Origin of the sequence: Collinsella aerofaciens, from assembly GCF_015555045.1 — a bacterium.
GTDB lineage: Bacteria > Actinomycetota > Coriobacteriia > Coriobacteriales > Coriobacteriaceae > Collinsella > Collinsella aerofaciens_W.
Genome location: NZ_JADNJQ010000018.1, coordinates 15,997 through 41,648, shown reverse-complemented (window position 1 = coordinate 41,648; position 25,652 = coordinate 15,997). Strand labels below are relative to the sequence as shown.

Annotated in this window: 21 protein-coding genes; 1 reads left to right on the top strand and 20 read right to left on the bottom strand. The window is 57.9% G+C overall.

Annotated features, from left to right (window positions below; genetic code table 11):
* Window positions 1-134 precede the first annotated feature (134 nt).
* The 11 genes from rpoD to I2E45_RS07060 form a co-directional block, all read right to left on the bottom strand.
* Window positions 135-1,484, bottom strand: a complete 1,350-nt coding sequence (gene rpoD / locus I2E45_RS07110) for an RNA polymerase sigma factor RpoD (protein ID WP_055286388.1) — start codon at window positions 1,482-1,484, stop codon at window positions 135-137.
* A gap of 110 nt (window positions 1,485-1,594) precedes the next feature.
* Entirely contained in the window at window positions 1,595-3,694 is a 2,100-nt protein-coding gene (gene dnaG / locus I2E45_RS07105) for a DNA primase (RefSeq protein ID WP_195445277.1), read from the bottom strand.
* Complete coding sequence (gene ribF / locus I2E45_RS07100) at window positions 3,687-4,694, bottom strand: riboflavin biosynthesis protein RibF (protein WP_229058874.1); 1,008 nt, start codon at window positions 4,692-4,694, stop codon at window positions 3,687-3,689. Before ribF ends, dnaG begins: the two co-directional genes overlap by 8 nt.
* Window positions 4,691-5,623, bottom strand: coding sequence for a tRNA pseudouridine(55) synthase TruB (gene truB, locus I2E45_RS07095; protein WP_195445274.1), 933 nt, complete (start codon window positions 5,621-5,623; stop codon window positions 4,691-4,693). The genes ribF and truB overlap by 4 nt, the downstream gene beginning before the upstream one ends.
* 15 nt (window positions 5,624-5,638) lie before the next feature.
* Window positions 5,639-6,682: a DHH family phosphoesterase gene (locus I2E45_RS07090; RefSeq protein ID WP_195445272.1), complete on the bottom strand. Its 1,044-nt coding sequence runs from the start codon at window positions 6,680-6,682 to the stop codon at window positions 5,639-5,641.
* The gene (gene rbfA / locus I2E45_RS07085; RefSeq protein WP_195362079.1) at window positions 6,675-7,085 is read right to left on the bottom strand and encodes a 30S ribosome-binding factor RbfA; all 411 of its coding nucleotides are present in this window, start codon (window positions 7,083-7,085) and stop codon (window positions 6,675-6,677) included. Before rbfA ends, I2E45_RS07090 begins: the two co-directional genes overlap by 8 nt.
* Before the next feature lie 11 nt (window positions 7,086-7,096).
* Window positions 7,097-9,811, bottom strand: a complete 2,715-nt coding sequence (gene infB / locus I2E45_RS07080; RefSeq protein ID WP_195445270.1) for a translation initiation factor IF-2 — start codon at window positions 9,809-9,811, stop codon at window positions 7,097-7,099.
* 91 nt (window positions 9,812-9,902) lie between these two features.
* Entirely contained in the window at window positions 9,903-11,150 is a 1,248-nt protein-coding gene (gene nusA, locus I2E45_RS07075) for a transcription termination factor NusA (protein WP_195445268.1), read from the bottom strand.
* A gap of 1 nt (window position 11,151) precedes the next feature.
* Window positions 11,152-11,646, bottom strand: coding sequence for a ribosome maturation factor RimP (locus I2E45_RS07070; RefSeq protein WP_195445266.1), 495 nt, complete (start codon window positions 11,644-11,646; stop codon window positions 11,152-11,154).
* 259 nt (window positions 11,647-11,905) lie between these two features.
* Window positions 11,906-14,482, bottom strand: coding sequence for a leucine--tRNA ligase (gene leuS / locus I2E45_RS07065; RefSeq protein WP_195445264.1), 2,577 nt, complete (start codon window positions 14,480-14,482; stop codon window positions 11,906-11,908).
* Between the two features lie 263 nt (window positions 14,483-14,745).
* Window positions 14,746-16,257 (bottom strand): IMP dehydrogenase, encoded by a 1,512-nt coding sequence (locus I2E45_RS07060; RefSeq protein WP_195445262.1) that lies wholly within the window; start codon window positions 16,255-16,257, stop codon window positions 14,746-14,748.
* A gap of 193 nt (window positions 16,258-16,450) precedes the next feature.
* Here I2E45_RS07060 and I2E45_RS07055 point away from each other — a divergent pair, with 193 nt between their 5' ends.
* Window positions 16,451-16,795 carry a winged helix-turn-helix domain-containing protein gene (locus I2E45_RS07055; protein ID WP_195445260.1) on the top strand — a complete coding sequence of 115 codons (345 nt, stop codon included), beginning with the start codon at window positions 16,451-16,453 and terminating at the stop codon, window positions 16,793-16,795.
* A 133-nt stretch (window positions 16,796-16,928) separates the two neighbouring features.
* Here the strand turns inward: I2E45_RS07055 and I2E45_RS07050 are convergent, their stop codons facing one another.
* From I2E45_RS07050 to I2E45_RS07010, 9 genes are all read right to left on the bottom strand, one after another.
* Window positions 16,929-17,921, bottom strand: coding sequence for a PLP-dependent transferase (locus I2E45_RS07050; RefSeq protein ID WP_195445258.1), 993 nt, complete (start codon window positions 17,919-17,921; stop codon window positions 16,929-16,931).
* A gap of 95 nt (window positions 17,922-18,016) precedes the next feature.
* Window positions 18,017-18,196, bottom strand: coding sequence for a GH32 C-terminal domain-containing protein (locus tag I2E45_RS10410; protein ID WP_271742269.1), 180 nt, complete (start codon window positions 18,194-18,196; stop codon window positions 18,017-18,019).
* Window positions 18,197-18,209: 13 nt separating this feature from the next.
* The gene (locus I2E45_RS07040) at window positions 18,210-19,028 is read right to left on the bottom strand and encodes a hypothetical protein (RefSeq protein ID WP_195445256.1); all 819 of its coding nucleotides are present in this window, start codon (window positions 19,026-19,028) and stop codon (window positions 18,210-18,212) included.
* Window positions 19,029-19,030: 2 nt separating this feature from the next.
* Window positions 19,031-20,131: an AAA family ATPase gene (locus I2E45_RS07035; RefSeq protein WP_195445254.1), complete on the bottom strand. Its 1,101-nt coding sequence runs from the start codon at window positions 20,129-20,131 to the stop codon at window positions 19,031-19,033.
* 522 nt (window positions 20,132-20,653) lie between these two features.
* Entirely contained in the window at window positions 20,654-21,706 is a 1,053-nt protein-coding gene (locus I2E45_RS07030) for a helix-turn-helix domain-containing protein (protein ID WP_195445252.1), read from the bottom strand.
* An 85-nt stretch (window positions 21,707-21,791) separates the two neighbouring features.
* Window positions 21,792-22,046 (bottom strand): plasmid maintenance system killer protein, encoded by a 255-nt coding sequence (locus tag I2E45_RS07025; RefSeq protein ID WP_195445250.1) that lies wholly within the window; start codon window positions 22,044-22,046, stop codon window positions 21,792-21,794.
* Window positions 22,047-22,055: 9 nt separating this feature from the next.
* Window positions 22,056-22,589 (bottom strand): hypothetical protein, encoded by a 534-nt coding sequence (locus I2E45_RS07020; RefSeq protein WP_195445248.1) that lies wholly within the window; start codon window positions 22,587-22,589, stop codon window positions 22,056-22,058.
* A 149-nt stretch (window positions 22,590-22,738) separates the two neighbouring features.
* Window positions 22,739-23,779 carry an AbiH family protein gene (locus tag I2E45_RS07015; RefSeq protein ID WP_195445246.1) on the bottom strand — a complete coding sequence of 347 codons (1,041 nt, stop codon included), beginning with the start codon at window positions 23,777-23,779 and terminating at the stop codon, window positions 22,739-22,741.
* Between the two features lie 160 nt (window positions 23,780-23,939).
* Window positions 23,940-25,394, bottom strand: a complete 1,455-nt coding sequence (locus tag I2E45_RS07010) for a reverse transcriptase domain-containing protein (RefSeq protein WP_195445243.1) — start codon at window positions 25,392-25,394, stop codon at window positions 23,940-23,942.
* Window positions 25,395-25,652: the final 258 nt, after the last annotated feature.

Genomic DNA, 25,652 nt, shown 5'->3' with positions numbered 1-25,652 from the left:
GGCGATATACGCCGTGATGCGCGACCGGGTGCCCTACCGGGAGTAGCCCCGACGGTTGACAAAACTATAGGAACACCCAACGACTACATGAAAGCGCCCCCAAGCAGATGTGCTTGAGGGCGCTTCTTGCTTGACTAGCTCTCGATATAGTCTTTGAGCTTACTGCTACGGCTGGGATGGCGGAGCTTGGCCAGGGTCTTGGACTCGATCTGGCGGATGCGCTCGCGCGTGACGCCAAACTCGCGGCCGACTTCCTCGAGCGTACGGGGATGTCCGTCGACAAGGCCAAAGCGCAGCTCGATAACCTTGCGCTCACGATCGGCAAGCGAGTCGAGCACCTGGGTGAGCTGCTCCTGCAGCATGGAGAAGCTGGCCGCATCGGGCGGAACGATGGCCTGGGAGTCCTCGATGAAGTCGCCCAGCTGGGAATCCTCTTCCTCGCCGATGGGGGTCTCGAGCGACACGGGCTCCTGCGAGATCTTCTGGATCTCGCGGACGCGGTCGGCGCTCATGTCCATTTCGGCACCGATCTCCTCGGGGGTCGGGTCGCGACCAAGGTCCTGAAGAAGCTGGCGCTGCACGCGGACGAGTTTGTTGATGGTCTCGACCATGTGCACGGGAATACGGATGGTACGGGCCTGGTCGGCGATAGCGCGCGTGATGGCCTGACGGATCCACCACGTGGCGTACGTGGAGAACTTAAAGCCCTTCTGGTAGTCGAACTTCTCGACGGCGCGGATCAGACCGAGGTTGCCCTCCTGGATCAAGTCCAGGAACAGCATGCCGCGTCCGACATAGCGCTTAGCGATGGAGACGACCAGACGCAGGTTTGCGCTGATGAGCGCCTGCTTGGCTTCGAGGCCCACGTTCTCAATGCGCGTAAGACGACGCATCTCGGCACGCGTGAGTTCGAGCTCACCAGCATCGGCAGCCTCGAGCTTCTCGGTGGCTTCAAGACCGGCCTCGATCTTCATGGCCAGATCGACCTCTTCGGAGGCGGTCAACAGGTCGACCTTGCCGATCTCCTTGAGGTACATACGGACCGGATCGCCGGTCAGCATCACCGTGGAGGCATCGATGCCACGCACGCGGGAGCGTGAACGGGACGTGCGCACGGTGCGCTTCTTCTTGCTCTTGGAAGAACCCATCTCGGCATCGGCCTGACGGGCCATCTTGAGCTCATGATCGTCAAGCGAGCCGGAATCGTGCTCGTCGTCGTCATCGAAATCGTCGGTATCGGTATCGTTATCGTCATCGTCGACGTCCATGGGGGCGTCGTCGTTACCGCTCGCGGAGATAATCTGGATGCCGCTGTTGCGCAGCGCGGAATACACCGCGGTGAGCTGCTCGTCAGAAACATCGATATCCTTCAGGGCGACCTGAATCTCGTCCTCGGTTACCGAAGTCCTGTTTGAGCCGTTGCCCATGAGCTTTGCAACGTAGGATTCCAGCCCAGTACCCGTGCTCTCAGTCTTTTTTGGCACAGATTCTCCCTTCATAGTCCACAGGACTCAATACTTTAGCACACACATTGACGTCTATACCCAAAAAGAGGACTGGATATAGGCGAGAATACGCTGGTTGACCACAACATCTAGGCTTGTTCAGTGCCTGCGGCCTCCAGGCCGATCAAACGGAACGGGTCCGCCACGCCGCCGATCGACTTTTGCAGTTCGCGCTGACGCTGCGAGTCCCGCGCGGCCTGCACGGTCAGCGAACGACGGCCCTCATCATCGAGCGAACGGTCTTGGCGCAGCTTGGCCTGTGCGGCACGCATGCGGCGCTTGATGGTGTAGAGCTCGAGCGTATCGAGCATAAACACAATGTTCGTCTCGGTGGGGTGCTTGCTCGTCGCCGAGATGCGCCCGGCACTCACAAGCGTTGCCGCCTCGGGACACACCGAGCGTGCCGCATCCATGCAAGCTGCAGGATCGGTTCCCGACGGCGTAGCCAGAACGGCCCATGCGATGGACTCGTGACGTGGGTCAACCCACTCGATGGAGCAGATGCGGTCGGCATACGTGCGGAACAGGTCGGGGTAGCTCGTGAGCATCGTCAGCAGCTCGCGCTCCCCTGCCAAGGACTTGCGCTCAAGATCGGTCAGAACCATAGGGGCCGAAGCGTCTGCCGGGGCACCGGCGGGCTCAGAGCCCATACCATGAGGCACATCGATTGGCGGCAGATCATCGACGACCTCTACAGGCGCGGCACCGTAGGCATCGAGCGGGACATAGTCGTACGGCTCTTCTTCGACCGGCGCGGACACCGGCGGCGTCGCGCCCGACGCCCAAGCACCACGAGATGTCCCCTGCGAACCAGACGACCGACCGCCCGCGCTACCAGAGCGCTCGGCTTGCGCCCGCTGGCGTTCATAGTTCTGCTCACGACGTCGTTCCGCATCTTCGCGCTTGGCGACATCGCGAAACACGCGGCCCGAGCTCGCGCGCACCGTCTCCAAATCCAAACCCAGCAAATCAGCAATCTGGATAAAGTACGTGTCGATCATATAGCTATCGCGCAGCGGATAGATAAGCGTCAGCGCATCTTCAAGCGCCTTGGCGCGACCGCCCGGCGTGGTGATGTCGCTCGACTCCTGCAGCGAACGGTAGACAAAGTCCATGAGCGGCTCGGCGGCGTCAATGCGTTTCTGCAGCTCCTCTCCGCCGTGCGCCGTGATGAACTCCATGGGATCGTTGCCGTCGGGAAGTACCACGCAGCGCAGGTCCATCGAATCCTGCTCGATAAACTGAATCGCGCGGCGCGCGGCCTTTTGACCGGCGGCGTCGCCATCGAACATATACACGATGCGCTTGGCAAAGCGGGTGAGCGTCTTGACGTGATGCTCCGTGAGCGCGGTGCCCAGCGTGGCGACGACGTTTTTGATCCCCGCCTCCCAGCAGGCGATACAGTCGGTATAACCCTCCACCACGATGGCGGTATCCTGCGCGACGATAAACTCCTTGGCCCAGTTAAAGCCGTAGAGGTTTCGCTTTTTATGGAACACGCTCGTCTCGGCGGTGTTGAGATACTTAGGCTGGCCGTCGCCCATAATGCGACCGCCAAAGGCAATGTTGTGACCCTGCTCGTCAAAGATGGGGAACATCACACGGTCGTAGAAGCGGTCGGCTAGTTGCCCGCGCCCGCGGCTCACGGCAACGTTGGCATCGATCATCTCCTGCGGGGTAAAACCCGCCTGGGACAGGTGCGACACCAGCGCGTTGCGGCCCGGCGCAAAGCCCAGGCAGTAGCGGCGGCAGACGTCGCCGCCCATGCCGCGACTGGCAAAATACTCGCGCGGACGGCCGTCCTTACCGCGCATAAGCATGGTGTGGTAGAACTGGGCCGTCTCGGCGCACAGATCGTATATGCGGGCACGCTTGGTGCCGCGCTCACGGCGATCTCCGGTGTCATGCAGCTCAATACCCGCGCGATCGGCCAAATAACGGATTGACTCGGGAAAGCTCAGGTTCTCGCGCTTCATGATATAAGTGAAGACGTCGCCACCCTCGCCGCAGCCAAAGCAATGCCACACCTGCGTGGCGGGAATAATATGGAAGGACGGCGTCTTTTCGCCATGGAAGGGGCAGCATCCCCAAAACTCATGGCCGCGGGGCTTGAGCTCAACCGTTTCCTGCACAATGGCAACCAGGTCGGACGCAGCGCGTACCTGGTCTTTTTCCTCATCGCTAATCACGGATGCTCACCCCCTGCTCACCCAAGTTGTGACGAATGTCTTCGATATTACCCTCGACGGTCGCGATCAACTCATCCAGCGAATCGAACACGCGCGACGGACGCAGCCAACGCGTAAACGCCAGCGAAACAGAAGAGCCGTACAGGTCGCCCGTATAACCAATTAAATTAGCCTCGAGATGCGCCGAAGCGACATCGTCGGCATACGTTGGCGGTAGGCCGACGTTCACGGCAGCGGGCCACACGGTGTCATCGACCAGCACCAGACCCTCATACACGCCGTCCGCAGGCACCTGAATACCATCGGGAACTTGTAGGTTTGCCGTGGGAAAGCCCATGCCAGAACCCTCGTGACGGCCGCGAATAACACCGCCACGCACCATATACGGACGGCCGAGTAACTCAGCGGCAAGCTCCACATGGCCCTGTCCCAACTCATGACGAATGCGGGTGGCGCAAATGGCCTCACCGCCCTCGCAAAGCAGGTCGTGACCATACACGTCAACGCCGTGCTCGGAACCCCAGGCGCGCATCTCGGCAACACCAGATGCACCGCCACGACCCAGCCTAAAGTCACTGCCAACGCGAATCGATCGAATGTCGACCAGACGCGACACCAGCGAGAGAAAGTCAACATGGTCAAGCGCCGCAACCTCAGGCGTAAAGGGAACGGCCACCACCGCATCGACCCCGGTTTGAGCCAAAGCATGCAGACGGTCGGCCGTCGTCATCAATTTTTGAGCGGGCGAAGGGCTCACCACAACGTCCGGGTCGGGATCAAAGGTAACCACGACCGCCTTACAGCCATGGGCACGGGCATCACGGACAAGCGCTTCGATGAGTTCCTGGTGTCCACGGTGAACGCCGTCGAACACGCCGATGGCAATCGATGCGGCACCCAAGTGCTCACACTCATCAAACGCATCGGCAGTAACGATGCGAGCCTCGTCCGACTCACCCGCGAAAAAGACACGCGCGAGCTCGCGAGCGGACAACATCATCGAACACCGCCGATTGCCTGCGGAAACACGTGCTCCATGACAAAGCGGCCACCCTCAATGCGGGCGAGCGCCTTGAGTCCCCCATCGAGCACCAACGCAAACGGCGGCTTCGAGGCATCGAAATCGGCAAGCGAACGCTCAACGGGAATGCGTCGGCCGCAGAGCAGGTCGTCGGCAAGATTACCCGGCAAGTCAACACGCGTGGCGCCCAGGGCCGCAATGGGATCCAGGGCAAAGCCAGCGGCGGACTCGGGAGAAAGCTCCTCCACCGCATGACAGGCGCCAATGGAAACAACACCAGAGGCCGTGCGGCGCAGCGCGGAAATGTGCGCGGCGCTCTCGCAGGCGCGGCCCAGGTCGCGAGCGAGCGCACGAATATAGGTGCCCTTGCTCACCGAGAACGCCACGGTCCACACGCACGTATCACCTTCGCCGCCCACGGCGATCAGGTCGGCGGCATAGACCTCGACGGGACGCGGAGGTAGGTCCACCGCATTGCCCTCGCGAGCAGACTTGTAGGCGCGAACGCCATTGACCGAGATAGCCGAAAACGCCGGCGGCACCTGCATCTGCGGACCCAGCATGGAGGCCAAGTGCTCACGCGCATAGGCAGGATCGCGGAGCTCGTTGGCAACAGCCACCGTGCGGACCGCCTCGCCTTCCGCATCATCGGTATTGGTCTCGGCGCCAAACGAGATGTCGGCGACGTAGCTTTTGGTATCGAGCGTGAGCATACCCAGTAGACGGGTTGCCTGGCCCACGCCCACTACCATGACACCCGATGCCATGGGGTCGAGCGTGCCGGCATGGCCGACGCGCCGCTCATGGAGGGTGCGCCGGCACTGCGAAACCACATCGTGGGACGTGCAGCCCACCGGCTTATCGACAGCGAGCAGCATATTCAATTGAGAAGGCGTACGACGAGCCATGTACCATCCAAAAAGTTAAAGCTCGACGGTCACCGAAGCGGGATCCTCCCCTACCAGCTCGGCCAGCATGGGAAGTGCCACGGTGAGCGTCTCGAGAATCGTTCCGTTGTTGGAGAAACCGGCGGCAGCGGAATGTCCACCCCCGCCAAAGGCAGCAGCGATCTCGGACACGTTGAGGTCGCCCTTAGAGCGCAGGTTGCCGCGCACCTTGGTATCGCCCTCAATGCCCTTCAGGAACAGGCAGACCTCGACGCCCATCACCGAGCGCACCACATCGACCAGGCCGTCGCACTCATCCGAGGTGACACCGCAAGCCTCAAGGTCGCTCTGGTACGCGTAGCTATACGCAACGCGCCCGTGGGCCACCGTCTTGATGCGGCCCATAACGATGGACTTGAGGTGCAAAAACTCAACGCGCATGCTCTGGTATACCTCGAGTGCCACACGCGCCGGATCGGCACCGTGGGCAACCAGACGCGATGCCGCATGGAACGCGGCGGCATCGGCGTTTTGGTACTGAAAACGGCCGGTATCGGTAACCAAGCCACACAGCAGGCAGGTCGCAACGCCATCACGTGCGACAATGCCGCAATTGTCCAAGAAACGGTCAATGATCATGGCGCAGGCTGCAGCTTCAACGCGCCTCAGACTGAGCTCGGCAAACTCCTCACGCGCCGGATGGTGGTCGAAACACACCACATGCTTGGAGCGACGAAGCACCTCGGCGGAATTATTGAGACGCTCGACGACCGGTACGTCCACCGAGATGAACAGGTCCGGGTTGCCAGCGTACGCAGATGCCGGCACCAGGCGATCGGAGCCTTCCATAAAGCGGTAGATGCGCGGAACCGGGTCATCGTCTGCCAGCAGCAGCGCAATGTCCTTGTTGGGGAAAAACTTCATGAGCGAAAGGCCCAGACCCAACACGGAGCCCAGGGCGTCGCCGTCGGGAGAAGTGTGTCCCGAAATCGCAATGGAGGACGCACCCTCGATGAACTCGAGGATGCGTCGCTGAATATCTGCAGACTCGCACGAGGCGAGGTCGGCGGAATTAGTCATCTAAAGCTGCCTCCTGGGCGGCATCCACTATCGGATAGCCGTCCTCGTCCTTTTCGATCGCAAGCGTGGCGGGAACGTTTTCCAGCGCACGCGTGATGCGCTCGGCCTCATCGGTCGAGCGATCGATGCGAAAATCGAGCTCGGGCGTAACACGCCAATCGAGCGAGCGAGCCAACAAGCTGCGAATACGGCCCTTGGCGCTTGCGAGCGCCTCCATGACCTCGTCGTAGCGGCTCGCATCGCACGACACGTACACGCGCGCGAACGAACGGTCCACCGCGACCTCGACCGCGGTCAAAGTAACCAGGTCGAGACGCGGATCGGAAACCTCAAAGAGCAGGATATAACCGAGCTTCTCGCGAAGCTGCTCGCCCAGACGGCGGGTTGCCTGCGTTTGCTTCATAGCGCTACCCCCTACTCGGTACGGGCAACCTGGTCGATGCGGTAACCCTCGATCTGGTCGCCGGGCTTGATGTCCTGGAAGTTCTCCAGGCCAATGCCGCCCTCGGAACCGCTCTTGAGGCTCTTGGCCTCGTCCTTGTAGTGGCGCATCGAGGCGATCTTGCCGTTGAAGACCACGATACCGTCGCGCACCAGACGCACGGAATCGGTCGCGGCGATCTCGCCCTCTTCGACGCGGACACCGGCGGCGATACCGACTTTGGGCACCTTGAAGGTGTCCAGGACGGTCGCGGTACCCGTGGCGACCTCGACCTCGGTGGGCTTGAGCATGCCGATACGGGCGGCGTCGAGCTCCTCGAGGCACTTGTAGATGACGTCGTAGCAACGGATCTCGACGCCCTCGCGCTCGGCGGCGGAGCGGGCCTTACCGTCGGGACGGACGCCAAAGCCGATGATGATGGCATTGGAGGCGTCGGCCAGGACGACGTCGGTCTCGTTGATGGCGCCAACGGCGGAGTGGATCGTGTTGATGCGAACCTCGGACTGATCCATCTTGTCGAGCGAGTCCTGAAGGGCCTCGATGGAACCCTGGACGTCGGCCTTGATGATCAGGTTGAGCTCCTTGACCTCGGCGTCGGCAATGGTCTCGAAGAGGTTCTCGAGCGTGACGTGCTTGACGCGGCTCTGCTCCTCGATACGGGCCTTGAGCGAACGCTCGTCGGCAAGGGCGCGAGCCTCGCGCTCGTCCTCGAACACGCGGAACTCGTCGCCGGCGTTGGGCACAGACTGCAGGCCCAAAATCTCGACGGCGTCGGAGGGACCGGCCTCGGTGACGGCGCGACCCTTGGGGTCGAGCATGGCACGGACGCGGCCATAGGTAAGGCCGGCGACCAGCGTATCGCCCACGCGCAAGGTACCGCGGGTCACGAGCACGGTAGCGACCGAGCCGCGGCCCTTGTCGAGCTTGGCCTCGAGGACGTTGCCGGAGGCAAAGGTGTCCGGGTTGGCCTTGAGCTCGAGCACGTCGGCCTGGAGCAGCACGGTCTCCAGAAGATCGTCGATACCGATCTTCTGCTTGGCCGAGATGTTGACGAACATGTTCTGTCCGCCCCACTCCTCGGGTATGACGCCGTACTCGGTGAGCTCCTGGCGCACGCGGTCGGGGTTGGCGCCGGGCTTATCGATCTTGTTGACGGCGACGACGATGGGAACGCCGGCGGCCTTGGCGTGGTTGATCGACTCGACGGTCTGGGGCATGACGCCGTCGTCGGCAGCCACGATCAGAATGACGATGTCGGTCACCTTGGCGCCACGGGCACGCATAGCCGTAAAGGTGGCGTGACCGGGGGTATCGATGAAGGTGATCTTGCGGTCGTTGATCATGACCTGCGAAGCACCGATGGCCTGCGTAATGCCGCCCGCCTCGCCGGCAGCAACGCCGGTGTGACGGATAGCGTCGAGCAGCGACGTCTTACCGTGGTCGACGTGGCCCATGACGGTGACGACCGGGGCGCGCGGCTTGAGGTCGGCGGGATCGTCGTAGAACGAGAAGGTGTTCTCCTCCTCGGGGGTGATGATCTTGATCTGACGGCCCAGGTCGTCGGCAACGAGCTCGACGAGGTCGTCGGACATGGACTGCGTCATGGTGAGCGGCATACCAAGCAGGAACAGGCGCTTGATGATGTCGTTGGCCGGAACGTCGAGCGCCTCGGCAAGCTCCTGGACGGTAACGCCCTGGGAGACCTTGATGGCGTCGAGGTCCTCGGGATTCACGCCCTGGGCCAGCGCCTCCTCTATCTTGCGCTCCTCCTGAGCCTTGGCAGCCTCGCGCTCGCGCTTCTCCTTGCGCTTCTTGCGGCGACCGGTGGACTCGCGAGAGGCCTCCTCGACGGCGGCACGAGCCTCCTCGAGCACCTTCTCGCGGCTGTACTCCTCGGCCTCGCGAGCCATGCGGCTGTAGTGGTCCTCTTCGTTGTTGTGACCGCCCTTGCGCTTCTTGCCCTTGCCCTGCTTGTCGGGGTTGGGGAAGTCCATGCCGGCAGCGACGTTGTTGCTGGCGTTGGTGCGATGGCTGTGCGGACGGCTCTCGGAGGCGTTGCGCTCGGAGTTGTTGTCGGAGGCATTGCGATCGTTACGACGGCCACCGCGGCGGTCGTTGTTGCCGCCACGACGGTTACCGCGCTCGGCAGCACGCTCGGCCTTGGCCTTGTCCTCGGCGTCCTTCTTCTCCTTGAGCACGGTCTCCTGTGCGGCGATCTGGTCGAGCAGCGAACGGAAGCGCGAACCGGAGTCGGAAGCGGGAACGGCGCGTCGCTGAGCCTCGCGGGCAGCCTCCTCCTTCTCGCGGGCAAGGCGCTCCTGCTCGGCCTTCTTCTTGGCCTCGGCCTCGGCGCGGGCAGCCTCCTCGGCAGCCTGGGCTGCGGCAAACTGGCGGCGCTCCTCCTCACGTGCCTTCTCGGCGGCGATGCGCTCGCGCTCGGCCTCAGCGGCGCGTGCGGCCTCCTCGGCGGCAGCCGCCTGCTCCTCGGCCTGCTTGGCGGCCTCGACTTCCTGGGCGCGGGCCTCGATCACCGAGGCGAGCTGCTTGCGGACCATAGCGACATAAGCGTCCTCCAAGGTGGAGGAAGCGGACTTAGCGGGAATCTTCATTTCGGCGAGATGACCCATCAGTTCCTTGGAGGTCATGCCGAACTCTTTGGCCAGGGTGGACACACGGACTTTTGCCATATGACTTCACCTACCCTTTCTGGCACCTTGGGTGCCTAGAGACTGAACGAGCGTGGGAGACGCGCCGGGACCCGCCCGGCGCGACCGCGCGCTAGATCAGGTCCTCCGCATCATCGAAGGCGTCGGTGTCGTGGACACCGCAGAAACGGGAGCCGGGACGAGCCTGGTTGCGGCACTGGATGCCGTCCTCGGACACGTACTCGCAGCGGCGGACGTCCCCGTCCTCCTCGTCACCGATCAGGTCGGCGGCGGGCTCCTCGTGAACGGGAACGTTCTTGAGGATGTCGGCGGCAAGCGTCTCGGACTTGATGTCGATGTGCCAGCCGGTCAGGCGCGCGGCGAGGCGGGCGTTCTGGCCCTCCTTGCCGATGGCGAGGGACAGCTGGTCGTCGGGCACGATGACGCCGGCGTAGGCCTTCTCCTCGTCGATGAGGACGCGGGTGACCTTGGCGGGCGACAGGGCGTTGGCGACGTAGACGGCAGGATCGGCATCCCAAAGGATGACGTCGACGCGCTCGCCACGGAGCTCGCCCACGACAGCGCGAACACGGCTGCCCTTGGGGCCGACGCAGGCGCCCACAGGATCCAGACGGTCGTCGAGCGAGTGGACGGCGACCTTGGAGCGCTGGCCGGGCTCGCGGGCGATCGACTTGATCTGGACGGTGCCCTCATAGATCTCGGGCACCTCCTGCTCAAACAGACGACGCATGAGCTCGGGGTGAGTACGGGAGATGACAATCGGCGGACGGCTGTGCTCGCCACGAACCGGCTGCAGGTTGGAGTTGGGGTCGCGAACGTCGATGATCACGGCCTTGATGTGCTGGTTGTGCAGATAGCGCTCGCCCATCGGACGCTCGTTGCGCTCGTTCTCGTAACGGCGCTGGTCGAAATGCGGCAGCTCGGCCTCGACGCCCTCGCGGATCTTGACGATCGTGAAGTCGGGCGTGGACTGCAGCACGGTACCGCTGATGAGGTCACCGATGCGGCCGGAGAACTCCTCGTAGATCTGCTCGCGGGCGGAGTTGCGCACGATGGCGTTGATCTCGGCCTTAGCGTGCTGGGCAGCGATGCGGCTCGTGTTCTTGGGAGTGACGTCGATCTCCTCGAACTCGGTGAAGTTGCCCTCCTCGTCCATGGAATCGTCGATCGGCTCCAGGCGGTAGACGTAGATCTTGCCGGTGGTGCGGTCGATGGTCACCTTGGCGCCCCACTCAAGATGCAGGATCTCGGCATAGCTCTTGGCGAGCGACTGCTCCAGGCGGTCGATCAGGTAGAGCTGGTCGATGTGCTTCTCCTGGCAAAGCTCCATCAGGGCGGACATCATGTCGGATGCTGCCATCTTACTTTCCTTCCTTCGCGGGCTTGAAGTCGTAGGTGGGCTTCAACTTGCACTTTTTAACATCAGAGAAATCGAGGGTAACGGACTCGCCGTCCTCGAGCTCGAGGGTCACGTTCGCCTCGGTGGCGGCGGTAATCTTGCCGGCATACTTGCGACGGCCCTCGGTGGCGGTGGAGGTGAGTTCGCAGTTCTCGCCCACAAAGCGGGCAAAGTCGCACGGGCGGCGCAGCGGGCGCGCCATACCCGGGCTCGACACCTCGAGCGTATAGCTCGAAGAGATGGGGTCGAGCTCCTCAATCACATCGCCGACCCACTTGGTGTTGGCCGTGACGTCGTTGAGCGAAAGACTCTGACCCTCGGCACCCTCGATACGCACGCGCACGCAGGGGGCCTTGGTGGCACCCACGAGCTCGACGTCGACGATGTCGATATCGTGCTGGGGAGCGACGGCCTCGAGCGCGTCAATGATCGCCTGCTCGGTCTTGGTCTTGACCATTACGGCACCTCCATCCATACAAAAAAGAAGCGGGGCCGAAACCCCACTTCTTTCAATTACAACTTCATTTGCAAGCAAACTATACCAATAGCTGCGGAAACGTGCAAGCACAGTACGAATCTGCAGGTCAGCGTGCGCACAGCTTCTCCACAAGAAGAAGACAATTGACCGCAGGCATCAGGACAGGTACATGAAAAACGAGGGACTACCCCAGCGGAATCGCCCCTCATCTTTAACACGTCAACTATGCGCGTGGCGTTTACTTGACCACCAGGTTGACCAGCTTGCCGGGCACGCAGATGGCCTTGACGACCGTCTTGCCCTCGAGCCACTTGGCGACGGCGGCCTCGGCGGCAGCCTGCATATCCTCATTGGAGGCATCGCGGGCCACGTCGACGCGGCCGCGGACCTTACCGAGCACCTGGACCACGATCTGCACCGCGTCCTCAACGGACTCGGCCAGGTCGAACTCGGGCCAGGCGGCGGTGTAGGCGTTGCCCTCGCAGCCGAGCGCCTCGTGCCACAACTCGTCGGCCCAGAACGGGCAGATGGGGGCAAGGACGCTCACGATGTCCTTGGCCACGCCGTAGCACAGCGCCTTGTCGCGGGCGGCACCCTCGGTGGCATTGAGGTAGGCGCTCGCCGCGTTGACGAGCTCCATGACGGCCGAGATCGCGGTGTTGAACTGGCCGCGATCGAAGTCCTCGGTGCACTTGGCGATGGTGCGGTGACGCTCGCGATAGAGCTTCATCGCGACCTCGTCGAGCGCGGACTTGTCGAAGGCCACGTTGGCGTCGCTGGACTGGACGAGCTGCCAAACGATACGCCAGGCGCGCTTGATGAAGCGGTTGGCGCCCTCAACGGCCTTGGGATCCCAGTCGAAGTCCTTCTCGGGCGGGGCGATAAACAGGATCGCCAAACGCATGGTGTCAGCGCCGTAGGGTTCGATGACCGAGCTCGGGGGCACGACGTTGCCCTTGGACTTGGACATGGTGTCACCGTTCTCGTCCTTGACCATGCCCTGGCACAGCAGGTTGGTGAAGGGCTCGTCCACACTCAGCAGGCCCAGGTCGCGCAGCGCCTTGGTAAAGAAGCGGCTGTAGAGCAGGTGCAGAATGGCGTGCTCAATGCCGCCGATGTAGTTATCGACGGGCATCCAACGGTCGGCGGCCTCGCGGGAGAAGGGCAGCTCGGTGTTGTGCGGATCGGTATAGCGCAGGTAATACCAGCTGGAGCAGGTGAAGGTGTCCATGGTATCGGTCTCGCGTTTGGCCGGGCGACCGCAGACCGGGCAGGTGGTCTCGTAGAACTCCTTGCACTCGGCGAGGGTTTCGCCGGCGCCCAGGTCCAGGTTCTCGGGCAGCGTCACCGGCAGCTGATCCTCGGGCACGGGCACGATGCCGCAGTGCTCGCAGTGGATGGCCGGGATGGGGTTGCCCCAATAACGCTGACGGCTGATGAGCCAGTCGCGCAGACGGAACTCGACCTTGCGACGACCACAGCCCATGGCCTCGAGGTCGGCCACGATTGCAGCCTCGCCCTCGGAGTGCTTACCGCCGCGCATGCCGGTGTACTTGCCTGACTGGACGAGCGTGCCCTCGGCAGCGTGAGCGCAATCCCAGTCGACGGTCTCGGCATGGAAGGTATCGATGGTCTCGCCGCTGGCCTCGACGGCAGCGCGATCGTCATCGTCCAGGATGATCGGCACGATCGGCAGGTCGTACTTACGGGCAAACTCAAAGTCGCGCTGGTCGCCACAGGGAACGGCCATGACGGCGCCGGTGCCGTAGTCGGCAACGACATAATCGGCAACCCACACGGGGACCTTCTCGCCGTTGACGGGGTTCACCACGTAACGGCCCGTGAAGGCACCGTGCTTCTCGAGGGTGCCCTGGGCACGCTCGACGGCAGAGATATGCTTGGAGTCCTCGACGATCTTGGTGACGGCCTCCTCGTACTCCGTGCCCTCGACGAGCTCGTGCAGGCCGGCGTACTCGGGAGCCAGGACAAAGAAGGAGACGCCAAAAAGGGTATCGGCACGCGTGGTGAAGACGGTGATCTTGCCCTCATCGCCCTCGATGGGCTCGCCATCCTGGTCGCACAGGGTAAAGTCGACCTCGGCGCCCTCGGAGCGACCGATCCAGTTGGCCTGCATCTGCTTGACGCGCTCGGGCCAGCCGGGGAGCTTCTCCAAGTCGTCGAGCAGCTCCTGAGAGTACTCGGTAATCTTGTAGTACCACTGCTCAAGGTCGCGCTTCTCGGGCTCGGTGCCACAGCGCCAGCACTTGCCCTCGGTAACCTGCTCGTTAGCCAGAACGGTCTTGCAGGTGGGGCACCAGTTGACCGGGTTCTTCTTGCGATAGACCAGGCCCTTTTCCCACATCTTCTCAAAGATCCACTGACCCCAACGGTAGTAGTCGGGGCTGCAGGTCTTGACCATGCGATCCAGATCGTAGGAGAAGCCCATGCGCTTCATCGTGGCAAGCGCCTGGTCCATGTTCTTATACGTCCAGGCGGCAGCCTGCGTGTTGTGCTTGATGGCAGCGTTCTCGGCGGGCAGGCCAAAGGCGTCAAAGCCGATGGGATGCAGCACGTCAAAGCCGCGCATGCGGGCCTGACGGGCCATGGCATCGCCGATGGTATAGTTGCGCGCGTGGCCCATGTGCAGGTCACCCGACGGATACGGGAACATCTCGAGCACGTACTTTTTGGGCTTGCTGTCGTCGGTGTCGACGGCAAAGAGGTTGGAGTCCTCCCAGGCCTTCATCCACCTGGACTCAATGGCCTGCGCGTCGTAGGCGGGGATCTCGTCCTTATGATCTGTGCAATCGCACATATCAGCTCCTTTGTTAGCTGGGTTGGGGCGGGGCGTTCTTACCTTTACTCGCTGCTGCGGACAGTCCTGCTCGCACGAAGAGCACATTAAGTGCTCTTCGGCTCGTGCGGAACTTGCAGCGAGCAAAGGTAAGAACGCCCCGCCGCATCGTTAACTCGCATGATGATAGCAAATACGACAAGCGAGATGCCTGCGACTTGCGGGCATCTCGCTTTATCTAAATAACGTGGTTGTGAATCAACCTTTGATATGCAGCTCTTACCTTATCGATAGGAAACGCTCTGCTGAGAATCCTTCACGACTACGTCGTGGGCGCCGCCTTCGACGATGGAGGTGGAGCTGACCAGCGTTAGGCGTGCCTTTTCCTGGAGCTCGGGGATCGAGAGGGCGCCGCAGTTGCACATCGTGGACTTGACCTTGTAGAGCGTACCGCCCACACCATCCTTGAGGGAGCCGGCGTAGGGAACGTAGGAGTCGACGCCCTCGACGAAGCTGAGCTTCGCGGCGCCGCCCAGGTCGTAGCGCTGCCAGTTGCGGGCACGTGCAGAACCCTCGCCCCAGTACTCCTTCATATACTGGCCATTGACATTGACGCGCTCGGTCGGGCTCTCGTCAAAGCGCGCGAAGTAGCGGCCCAGCATCATAAAGTCGGCACCCATGGCAAGGGCGAGCGTCATGTGGTAGTCGTAGACAATGCCGCCATCGGAGCAAACGGGCACGTAGACACCGGTCTCCTCGTAGTACTCGTCACGGGCGCGGCAGACGTCGATCAGCGCGGTAGCCTGGCCACGACCGATGCCCTTGGTCTCGCGGGTGATGCAGATGGAACCGCCGCCGATACCAACCTTGATGAAGTCGGCGCCGCAATCGGCCAAGAAGCGGAAGCCCTCAGCGTCGACGACGTTTCCGGCACCGACCTTGACGTCCTCGCCGTAGTTGGCGCGAATCCACTCGATGGTGCGCTTCTGCCACTCGCTGAAGCCCTCGGAAGAGTCGACGCACAGGACATCGGCGCCAGCCTCGATGAGCAGCGGCACGCGCTCGGCATAGTCGCGGGTGTTGATACCGGCACCGACCATGTAGCGCTTGTCGCCGTCGAGCAGCTCGTTGGGGTTGGTCTTGTGGCTGTCGTAGTCCTTGCGGAAGACGATGCCCATCAGGTGATCGTAGTCGTCGACGATGGGCAGGGCGTTGAGCTTGTTGTCCCAAATGACGTCGTTAGCAACCTTGAGGCTGATGTTCTTGTCGCCCACGATGAGCTGCTCACGCGGGGTCATGAACTCGGAGACCTTCGTCTGGTGGTCATCGCGGCTGGGGCGATAGTCACGGCTGGTGACGATGCCCAGGAGCTTACCCTTGGGAGTGCCATCATCGGTGACCGGCATGGTGGAGTGACCGGTCTTCTCCTTGAGCTCGATGACCTGCTCCATGGTCATATCGGGAGTCAGCGTGGAATCGGACTGAACGAAACCGGCCTTGTGATCCTTGACGGCCTTGACCATAGCGGCCTCGGACTCGGCGCTCTGGGAACCGTAAATGAAGGACAGGCCACCCTCGGTAGCGAGCGCGACACCCATATCGACGCCCGAGACGGACTGCATGATGGCGGAAACCATGGGGATGTTCAGGGTGATTGCCGGCTTCTCACCGCGCTTAAAGCGGGTTAGCGGCGTCTTAAGAGAGACGTTGTTGGGGATGCACTGCGAGGACGAGTAACCAGGGACCAGCAGATACTCCGAAAACGTGTGGGACTCACCGGGAAAGAACGTAGCCATGTTTCTCCTTTTTCCATGCGACCGGTCGGCTGCAGGCCTCGTAGGACCCAGCCCAACCTTGGGCGCCCAATACTGGGGAAGTATCTTAACGCACTTTGACTGCTACAATGCATGATTTAAGAAGAGCACACGAGGGTTTGACGCAGGCTTTGCGTTTGCCCAGCAAACACTTTAGCGGGAAGACGTGGAGCGTATGGAGTACAAGACGACGGCAAAGTTGGTCATTCAAGCGTGCGACAAAGATCTGCCGGGCGTCTTCGGCCACGGCTGCGTCTTACTGCTGCAGGGCATCGCCCGCGAGCACTCGCTCAACCGTGCCGCCAAGAGCATGGGCATGGCGTATTCCAAGGCATGGCGCATTGTGAACGAGGCCGAAGGTCAGCTGGGCTGCAAGCTCATCGAGCGCGACGGCGCCCGTGGATCCACCCTCACCCCCGCCGGAGAGCGAGCCATAGCGGTCTACGAGGAGCTGCAGACCGACATCAACAACGTCATCGCCACCAAAGCCAACGACCTCATCGCCAGCATAAAAGAATAGCCAATTTAGGACGGGGCCTTATAGCCACGCAACCCCTTCTCATAAGTTGCGGTGAAATAGGGGCTGTTTATGCGGTTAAAGCCGTAAATCAATCCCTATTTCACCGCAACTTATGAAGTCGAGGATGATTTAGCTAGTTGCGGAGGGCATTATCTAGGGTGGCGGCAACGATCAAGGGGTCGTCGGTGCCGGCGAAGAGGCGGATGGTGCTCCCCTGCTTGCCGCGCGTGGCCGAGAGGCGCGTCGTTGCGCCGCCGGCGGGCGATGTACGAAACTCCCCCGGCAAAGCATCGAAGAAATCACCCGCACTGCGCTCGATAAGGTCAAACTCAACTGCCGGACCAAAGCCGTGCTCGAGGATTCCCGTTGCAACCGCATGGTCGGGATGCGAGCTCAGCCCGGGATAGCGCACGTTGCGCACCATCTCATTGGCGGCCAAGTACTCGGACAGCGCACGTGCGCGGTCGAAGTGTGCCTGCATGCGGACATCGAGCGAGTCCAGTCCCCGCTCCAGCACACCGGCCTCGTCAGCAGTCAATTCAAACTTGGCCAATCCACGGCCCTCAAGCAGGGCATGCGCGCACTCGGCCGCGGCATCCACACGATGGCGCTTGAGCTGCGAGCGCGCGACCGGTACGGCAACCAACTTGCGCAGAGCATCACCGGCGCATACGCGATCGAGCGCCTCGAGCGACAGCGCAGCACCCAGCCGCAGCGAATCGCAGCCAAAAGCTGACGCCACGGTGTTGTCCACAACCAGCAGCGCATGGGCCTCACGCGCCGCCCGACCCAGCGCACGAAGATCAGGCACACGCAGACCAAACCCGCCGATGGAGTTGACGAACCACCACAGGTGCGGACCCCCAGCGTCAAACGAGCCGGCAAAGCCACCGGACGCCGCAGCAAACGCCTCGACAGACGGCTCCCCCACCATCACAACATCGCAGCCGTCAAATCCGCTCGCAAACGCATCGGCAAAGTCGTCCGCAAAGGCCACCAGGCGGTCACCGGGACGCACAATCCCCAGCAGCGAAAGCGCTGCTGGCACATGCGGAGCAGCGACAAGACGCGCCTCACGCGCGCCGGCCCTCAAAGCCCAGGCCTCTTCTAGCTGCTGTACGCCCATACGGCACCGTCCCTTCAAAACAAAAACCCACGATGCGGGTGTTCCCCGCATCGTTGGCAACGGCTGCAGTATAACGCCGATAGGCGACGAAACGCCTAGATGTTGAGCGTGTGATAGTTCACGCTCGCGCCCGGAGCGTGAACGGTCACGCCATAGGCCTCGGGATAGACGCGCGTCGAAAACACGAGCGCGCCATCGTTCAAAAACACCTCGACCGACGAGACATCGCCAACAATGCGTACATTACGAAACTCGTCGACGGGCTCCCAGCGCACGGTACGACCCTCTTTAGAGCAAACGAATACCCAAACCCCTCTTAATCGCCTTATTCAAAACGTCGTTAAGTCGCTTAGGCCAATTCGCAATAAAGAACAGACAGGTGCAGCATGCGCAAAATGAATCATTGTTCAGACGATCAATCTCATTAAGCAAAAGTTCAGAATGATTGATGTCCGCCACAGTCGCAGCTAAGTCAGCCATACACTCGTTTGCATTTTGCGTCACCTGCCCATTAGTCAACCAAAGCGATCTCAGGGCATGAACGGCAATAATGCAAGCAAATGTATAACTATCAATACGTCCAATATCCGCAAGCGAATCTCCCCTCCTGGCAACCCAGTCCTTGTAAGATCGCTCACCAAAAATCACATCCGAAGGAACAAGGGCATCATCCAGAGAGCAATACTTCAGGGGATCAAAATCACGATATGCTTCAACCGACGGATAGCTTAGATATAGCTGACCCATATCAGTGCTATCGCAGTAATAGTCTTGCATTAGCTCAAGCCGCTTAAAATCGAACCGATTGTCCTGAGGATCTAAGTCAAATATGAGCAAGGTGTCAGTAAAACTGGATTCGAGAAGCTCAGTCGCATCATCTTTGTCCGAAAGAAGCTCGGCAACAAAGAACCTAAGATCTACAGCCTCAAAATCGCAACCGTATTCTTGAAAGAGCTTGTCTAGAAAGTCATGAACATTGATCTCGACAGGGACAATTTGATGATCATCTGCGAGGCCAAAAGATTCAAACATGCGCTCCATCAGCTGAGGCTCGCGTTTAGCACCTTCGACAATGAGCAGGACGTTCTTGTCGGACGCATTGTTCATGGCTAATCAAACTCTCCGGCTCGGAGAAGCTTCTCAATATTGTTGCCAAGCCTCAATTCACGATCGGTAGAATCGGCCAAGGTTCGAATGCCCTCTTTTGCAGAAATTTGATAAACGCAGTCGGGCCTCATTACGCCATTCTTAACAAGCGAGGTATTGTGGGTCGAGCACAATATCTGACACGATGCCTTTGAAGCAAAGAGCTTCAAAAGGCTCTCTGCCATCTCAAAGTGACAAAAAGCGTCAAACTCATCTATGAACAAAAAGCTGGCCGACTCGTTAAGTTGAAGCTCAGAGAACAACTTAACCAGAGTTCTTGTACCGCTAGAGCATGCCTCGACAAACGGGATGTATCGCATGGGATGATTGAAATACAGAACAGGCGAGCCGTCGGACTCTTTAATAACGATCAGGGACTCATCGACTCCAAAATTACGAATAAATGACTCAAATTCCGCAACTTTGTTCTCGCGTATGATTTTGTCGATTACCTTTCTTATTTCAAACCCTTTTAATCGAAAAACGTCCATGCGAATCAGCCTCATGCGCGAAACAAATTGACGCAACTCCGCCAAGACGCCTAAAACATTAGTTGGAAGACTGCTCGTAATGTATGAAAGAAGGCTCAAAGAGGTATCAGAGAATTCAAAATTAATGCCAGCTGCACCGATTCGTTCAAGGTGGTTCTCTTCGAAAACGCCGCGTGCGTTATTGAATTCGAAAATTCGTTCCCCATCAATCAATAGGGTCTCGTGAAGCCAAGTAGTCGGTGAAGTCTTCTCATAGCAGTAATTGATTTCGCGACCGTCAAATTCAAAGACATAGGTGAACTGTGCCGTACCTCGCCCGCAGTCAGCATTCAAAAACAGGCGATCATCCTGGTCAAAATAATCGAATGCCTTTGGAAAGCCGAGTGTAATGTCGAATAAAGCTGAACCGAAATTCGATTTACCAGAAGCATTTCTGCCGATCAAAAGTGCGGTTTTCACGGTTCCGTTTTTAACGTTATTTTCTGCAAACTGGTAATCACGAGAAGCTGCAAAATTAAACGAAACCGGAGTCGAAAAATTCCTATAGCCATCAACAGTAAAACGCTTAAGCATGAGAGTCTCCTATCTCTTGCCGTAATTATATTACGGCAAGAGATAGGAGACCTGCATCAAATACGTCACTACGGGAAAAGTCATGCAACCAAAGCCCATTCGAACTATGAAAATCTACTGCAAGGGCCGCTCAAACCAGAAGTATGCGGCAAATTCTAGACATGCCGACCTCACTGGATAGTGGAAACCCTTCTACCTGCGGTTTTGTTGCAAAAATCGGGTTGTGCACGAAGATTTCCGATTTTTCCCCGCACTTCCGAAATAACGACTCCGCATCGAGGGTTCTAGCAACAAAAGCGGCATCCGCGACAACATCCAGTAGTCGAGGATACATCAAAGGGCCGTTGCCGGAAACCGAACAACGACCCTTCTTTGTCTCCGCCTCACGTAGAGTCCACGACGACTGTATCACTGAGAACATCTTACCGTAACTTCCAGCGGCCACGACTGCGCACGGCCGGCTCTTCACCCGCAATCACGATAAACCTCGATAGAAAACACGGGATCCCGGAGATGAGCCCTCTATTCTGCAAACTGATACCGAACCTTGAGGCTATTCAACTGGCTATATGGCAGATACCCATCTTTTTGCAAACGACCCACTACAATTCCCGGGGCAATTCCTATCTCATCGGCAAAAGACGCAACGGAACTACACGTCTTGCTTCCAGCAACGAGCTGAACATATGCCTCTGGTGGAATCAAGGTATCGCGCGCGAAAGCATCCGCCGTGCGTTCCTCCTCTTCGGTAGTCCCAGTCGTTCGTCCAATGTGCCCTTTAATAACATGCGCCAATTCATGGAAAAGACTGAACCAGAACTTATCGGCATCGGCCCCGCGCAGCGTGAGCGCGAGCACAATCTTTGATCCGTCATAGAACGTCGCGCCATTGAGAAAAGTGTGCTCAAGATGGGGCAAAAAGACCGTCGCAATCCCACATTCAGCCAACATAGACACAAGAGCTGGCTGAAAATCTGCAGGATCCATAGACGTAAGCTCTCTGAGTTTGGGAATACACTCCTCAATCTTACCAACATTGATCTTACTGGTCGTTATCTCTCGCGCATCGATCTTAGCCTTCTGGGCCCAAGCCAAAAGTGCATATTCGGATTCAGCGGTTTCCTTCTGGCGACGATAAGCGATTCCCGGAGCAAGTCGGTCTTCATTCAGCAGCGCAAGCCTAACAACCTCAAAGAATTTTCTAAGCTCGACCACTTTAACAGCCACGGAGCGCGTCGACTCGACCCATCCCAGTTTGGCCATTTGTGCATAAGGAAACTTCCTGGCTATCTGCTTATCCTCTTCGATAGAATTTTCGTCCTCGACCTGCAGCAACTTCTCACGATAACGCGCCTCAAGATTCATCCAAAATGCTGAGGGAACGCCCAGCACCATCTCGAGCCTATGTGCAGTATTTGGAGTAAGCTCAACTTGCCCATTTATAAGCTGGCTTATGAACTTCTCGGAGTAATCCATGCGCCTAGCAAACTCGCGCTGGCTCATACCGCGATACTCAAGCTGCTCCTTTATGGTAGCCCCTGGTGGTGTTGCGATATAAGTCTTGCTCCTTGCCATGACCTCTCACCTCTTAAGCATTCTCCTATTTACAAACCTCATGCTAGTGGTAGTCAACGATTTCTTGAATTTCCGCTATCTGAATCTAATCTCTAATAACTTCAAAAACCAATCGCAGGGGATGTTCCAAGTCCATCGCAAATTGGCCCTTACGGTCGCCAACGAGCTGGTGACATCGCCCGATCCTATACTGGACGAGTGTTTCAACGGAATCAGCGGCACCGATCTCGTCGACGCGTTGATGAATAAGACCCGCAGTTCGTTTACCGTACTTCTTAGTAGCGTCGGAGGCGTTCGTACAGATCTTCTCGATTTGTCGGTTCCTGTAATTGACCTGCATGACCACCTCCTACCATAGTTTTACCTCTGCGGTAAAACCACTATAGCAGCTAAGTAGGACAAGAACAATATCAGCAGGAATAGGAGGCCAATCACACCTGAACGACACAACGCGTCTACCTGCGGTTCTTTTACGCGAGAAAGCTGTTGCGCTCAAGGGTTCCAAAGCTTGTCGCATGCCGGAAACAAAAGCTTCCGGAAGTGCGGTGAAAAACCGAGAGCCTTCGACCAGGCCGCAGTCTTGCATTTGTGCCCTGCGGTTTTTGTTGGTAAAAATCGGGTTGCGCTCGGAGGTTTCTGATTTTCCTGTACTTCCGAAAACGGCGATAAAACCCACTGCCCCAAAGCGAAAACGAGACAAATACCCTTTGGAAAACAGCCCCTTAAACGCGAAAACCGCCTTTCGGCGGTTCCCGCGGACCAAGCCGGACGTACCGTCGCAAGGCCTCATCACAGCTATAACTTTAAGGGAAAACTCGGAGCCGTCAATCCAATGCCACGAAGCTTCCAAATCAATCTTTGAGCCCTCCCATGAATCAGCCATTAATCGAGGCGGCTATATCGGAACGGAAGTCACCGGCAAAACAGGTACCCGAGCCGCTTCCCTACTAACAGTTATCTAATTTATTGAATACCAGCCTAGGGACAGCACAACCAAAACTTGTCGAAAGCGAGACGCAAAAGCAATCAGACCTAATCAGCATCAGAAATATGGCTTTTAAATCTGAAGATTGAACCGGCGGGGATAATAAAAATTCGCTCGGAAAACGATCGTTTCTCATCATCGTTAGCGCCGCCGCGGCTCAACAATTTTTCCTTAAGCTCTTTTGAAAAACGGCGAAAAGTCGCAGGGCTCCTTCTGGCGGATACAGCTTCAGTCGAAGCTATCAAAACAAAGCGATTTTCACCTGATCTTAGAAGCTTCACCACAGTTTCCCACCAGCGTATATCCGTCTCTCCAAGCGACAAACCAAAAATAATTAATATATTAGACCCAAGAATAAAATCTTCTGCTTTACGGTCATCAATGGAACCGAATAGCTTCTGTATCTCGCCTTTTACAAAGGTGGACGCAATATCTTCGTTTTTGGAAAGAGCGTCCGATCCAATCTGGGATACATCATTAACTCCGCATATGGGTTCACGTCCGAGAGCACCGTGAGCTTGGACAAGTCGAATGGGCCAGATGGTAGAAACACCCAAGCCATCCTCTGGGACAGCGCACCCGTTTGCTTCGACAGCGCTAAATAAGCGAGGAAGTAACGCAGTGTAGTTAAATGTGACAATCGAAACACTCAGCACAAAATCTGTTGAATAGAAACCAAGAATTCGTTGTCTTTCCAAAGGTTGCAACGCAGAGTACCAATATGCCAAAGAGGCTATTACAGATTCGGAGTTAGCCTCGATGAATTCATCGGTTGCCCTTTTATCTTCCGATGCGATGAAAGCGGCAAGATCAACATCTATTGCTTCTTTGCAATCAAGCGCGGCTCCAACTGCGTCTTCCTCGTCAGCCTCAAGATTGGAAGTGTACTCACCTAATTTTTCCTCAAAATCAGACCACTCCTGCGCTCCTTCTTTTTCAATGCAGCCTGCCAAACGGCCAACTGGGCCTTCATCCGAAGCATGGTTTTTGGAGAAGAAATCCATAAACCTAGTGGTACTTGTCTTCAGCCCTGCTGACAAATCAAATCCATTGCCAACCATGACCGTCACGGATAGATTACTTGCCAAGCCAACCCCTAATAATTGAAACCCTTATCTTTTTGGGAATTATAGCGCCCCACATGGACAGACGAATGGAGCTACCGAGCAACGGCGACCGGCAACTATCAATTGGTTTTAATAAATCGGCTTTTTGTAGTCGAAATCGCCCGAAGCTATAACAGCCGAATTACCGAGCACTCAAGTGTTTAATCTTACTGTAAATCTTAGCCTCATCAGGGGCAATCGGATCATTTGGAAACGCCTTTTGGGCTCTCGCTGCGTAGGAAAGAAAGTTCCCGTAGCGGAAAAATGCAGAAGAGTCAGCGTCAACCGATGGGCATAACCTTCTTCCCTTAATACCAAGCGGTGAATAATGTTGATACAGAGCGGAGACGCGCTTTTTTGATGCGTGCCTTCCCTCCCCCTGATTAGAACGCCCGATCGCAGTGGCCGCCTCACGGAGACGCTTGTGGTACCTTCCAACCGTAGACTGTCGAAGTCTTACAACGCGCCCGTCAAAGTCAAACCCCAGGAAACTGACTTTCTGCGCCGGATGTACACCGGAGTACGGATAGACCTTACCCGCACGAACGCTTTCAAAATCAAGCTGAGCAACTCCGTCGCCATCAACCCGGAACACCTTGGTTTTCTCTGGTTGCAGTTTAACGGAATCGACATCGGCCATTAGATTGATGGCTTCTACAAGTGCATCAAAGCCAGACTTTGGAACGGCAACAATAAAGTCATCGCAATAACGAAGATACAAGCCGCCAACCCGTTCAACAGCAAGCCGGACTTTCATATCGATATCGGCCATATAAATGTTAGCGAGCACTCCGCTTGCGGCAAGACCCTGAGGAATTCCCAGCCCAATACCCGTTCGCTTCCACGGTCTGGTAATGACCTTACTTTTATTTGCAAGAAACTCAGACTTTGGCAAGATAACATCCAGCTTATTAAGTTCGCGAATAGACTTGAACCGAAGTTCGATAGCTACTTCGCTGATCATTTTCTCCCGAATAGGATCGATTGATGGCCATGGCAATTCATGTAGAGCAGCCAAATCAGCAATAGGCCAGCACGAATAGCGGAGGATATTTTTAATGACTTGATAGTGATCGTCAGGCAAGCGTCCACTGGGAAACAACGAACGCAACGACGTCATTATATGAGCATGATTTAAGTTGTCGAAGAAGCTCTCGAAATCACCCGTAAGCACAAAAGCCAAATCTTGCTCGCGTATATAATCGAAGGCCTTTTTAGCTGAAGAAATATTGCTAGTAGCAGTTACGGCGCCGTCTGATGAAAGCGAAGAGCGGTACGCTACGGCAACCTCATTAAACTCTTCGGCAATAGCCTTCTTGTTATATAAGTCCGACCACAGATAAGAGTAGTACTGGAAGACGCGGTGATCGAAATGCGAGGCATAAGAGATATTGCGAACTTTGTAGCTTCGCTTACCTCCTCGATACCGAACAGTAATGATCTCGTTGGAAATTAGAGGGTAGAACGCGTGATGGGAAATGTACTCTGGATCTAAAATCTTGGCCTGAACTTCGGCAAAAGAGACCCTATGATCGAAATGGGCATATGAACTTTTGGAACTATATCGAGGAATACGAGCGATGTCGAACTCGGCCAAAATACCCCCAAATAAATCAACCTGTCCGGATCAACAAGCGGCGGCTAACCCTCCCCGGACAGGCTAATCAAAGGCGCAGCAAGTGCAACCAACGCTTTCGCGGCCACCTAAAACAATGCTTGCCTATGCGATACTAGACGAAAGCGAGGAATTGGTACTTATGACCATCGAGGCTCTTATCCAGCAAGCCGCAGGCAACGCTGGCGTCAATGTTGCGAACGTCGGAATTTCGTCGTTTGCGATATTGACGGCAGTAGC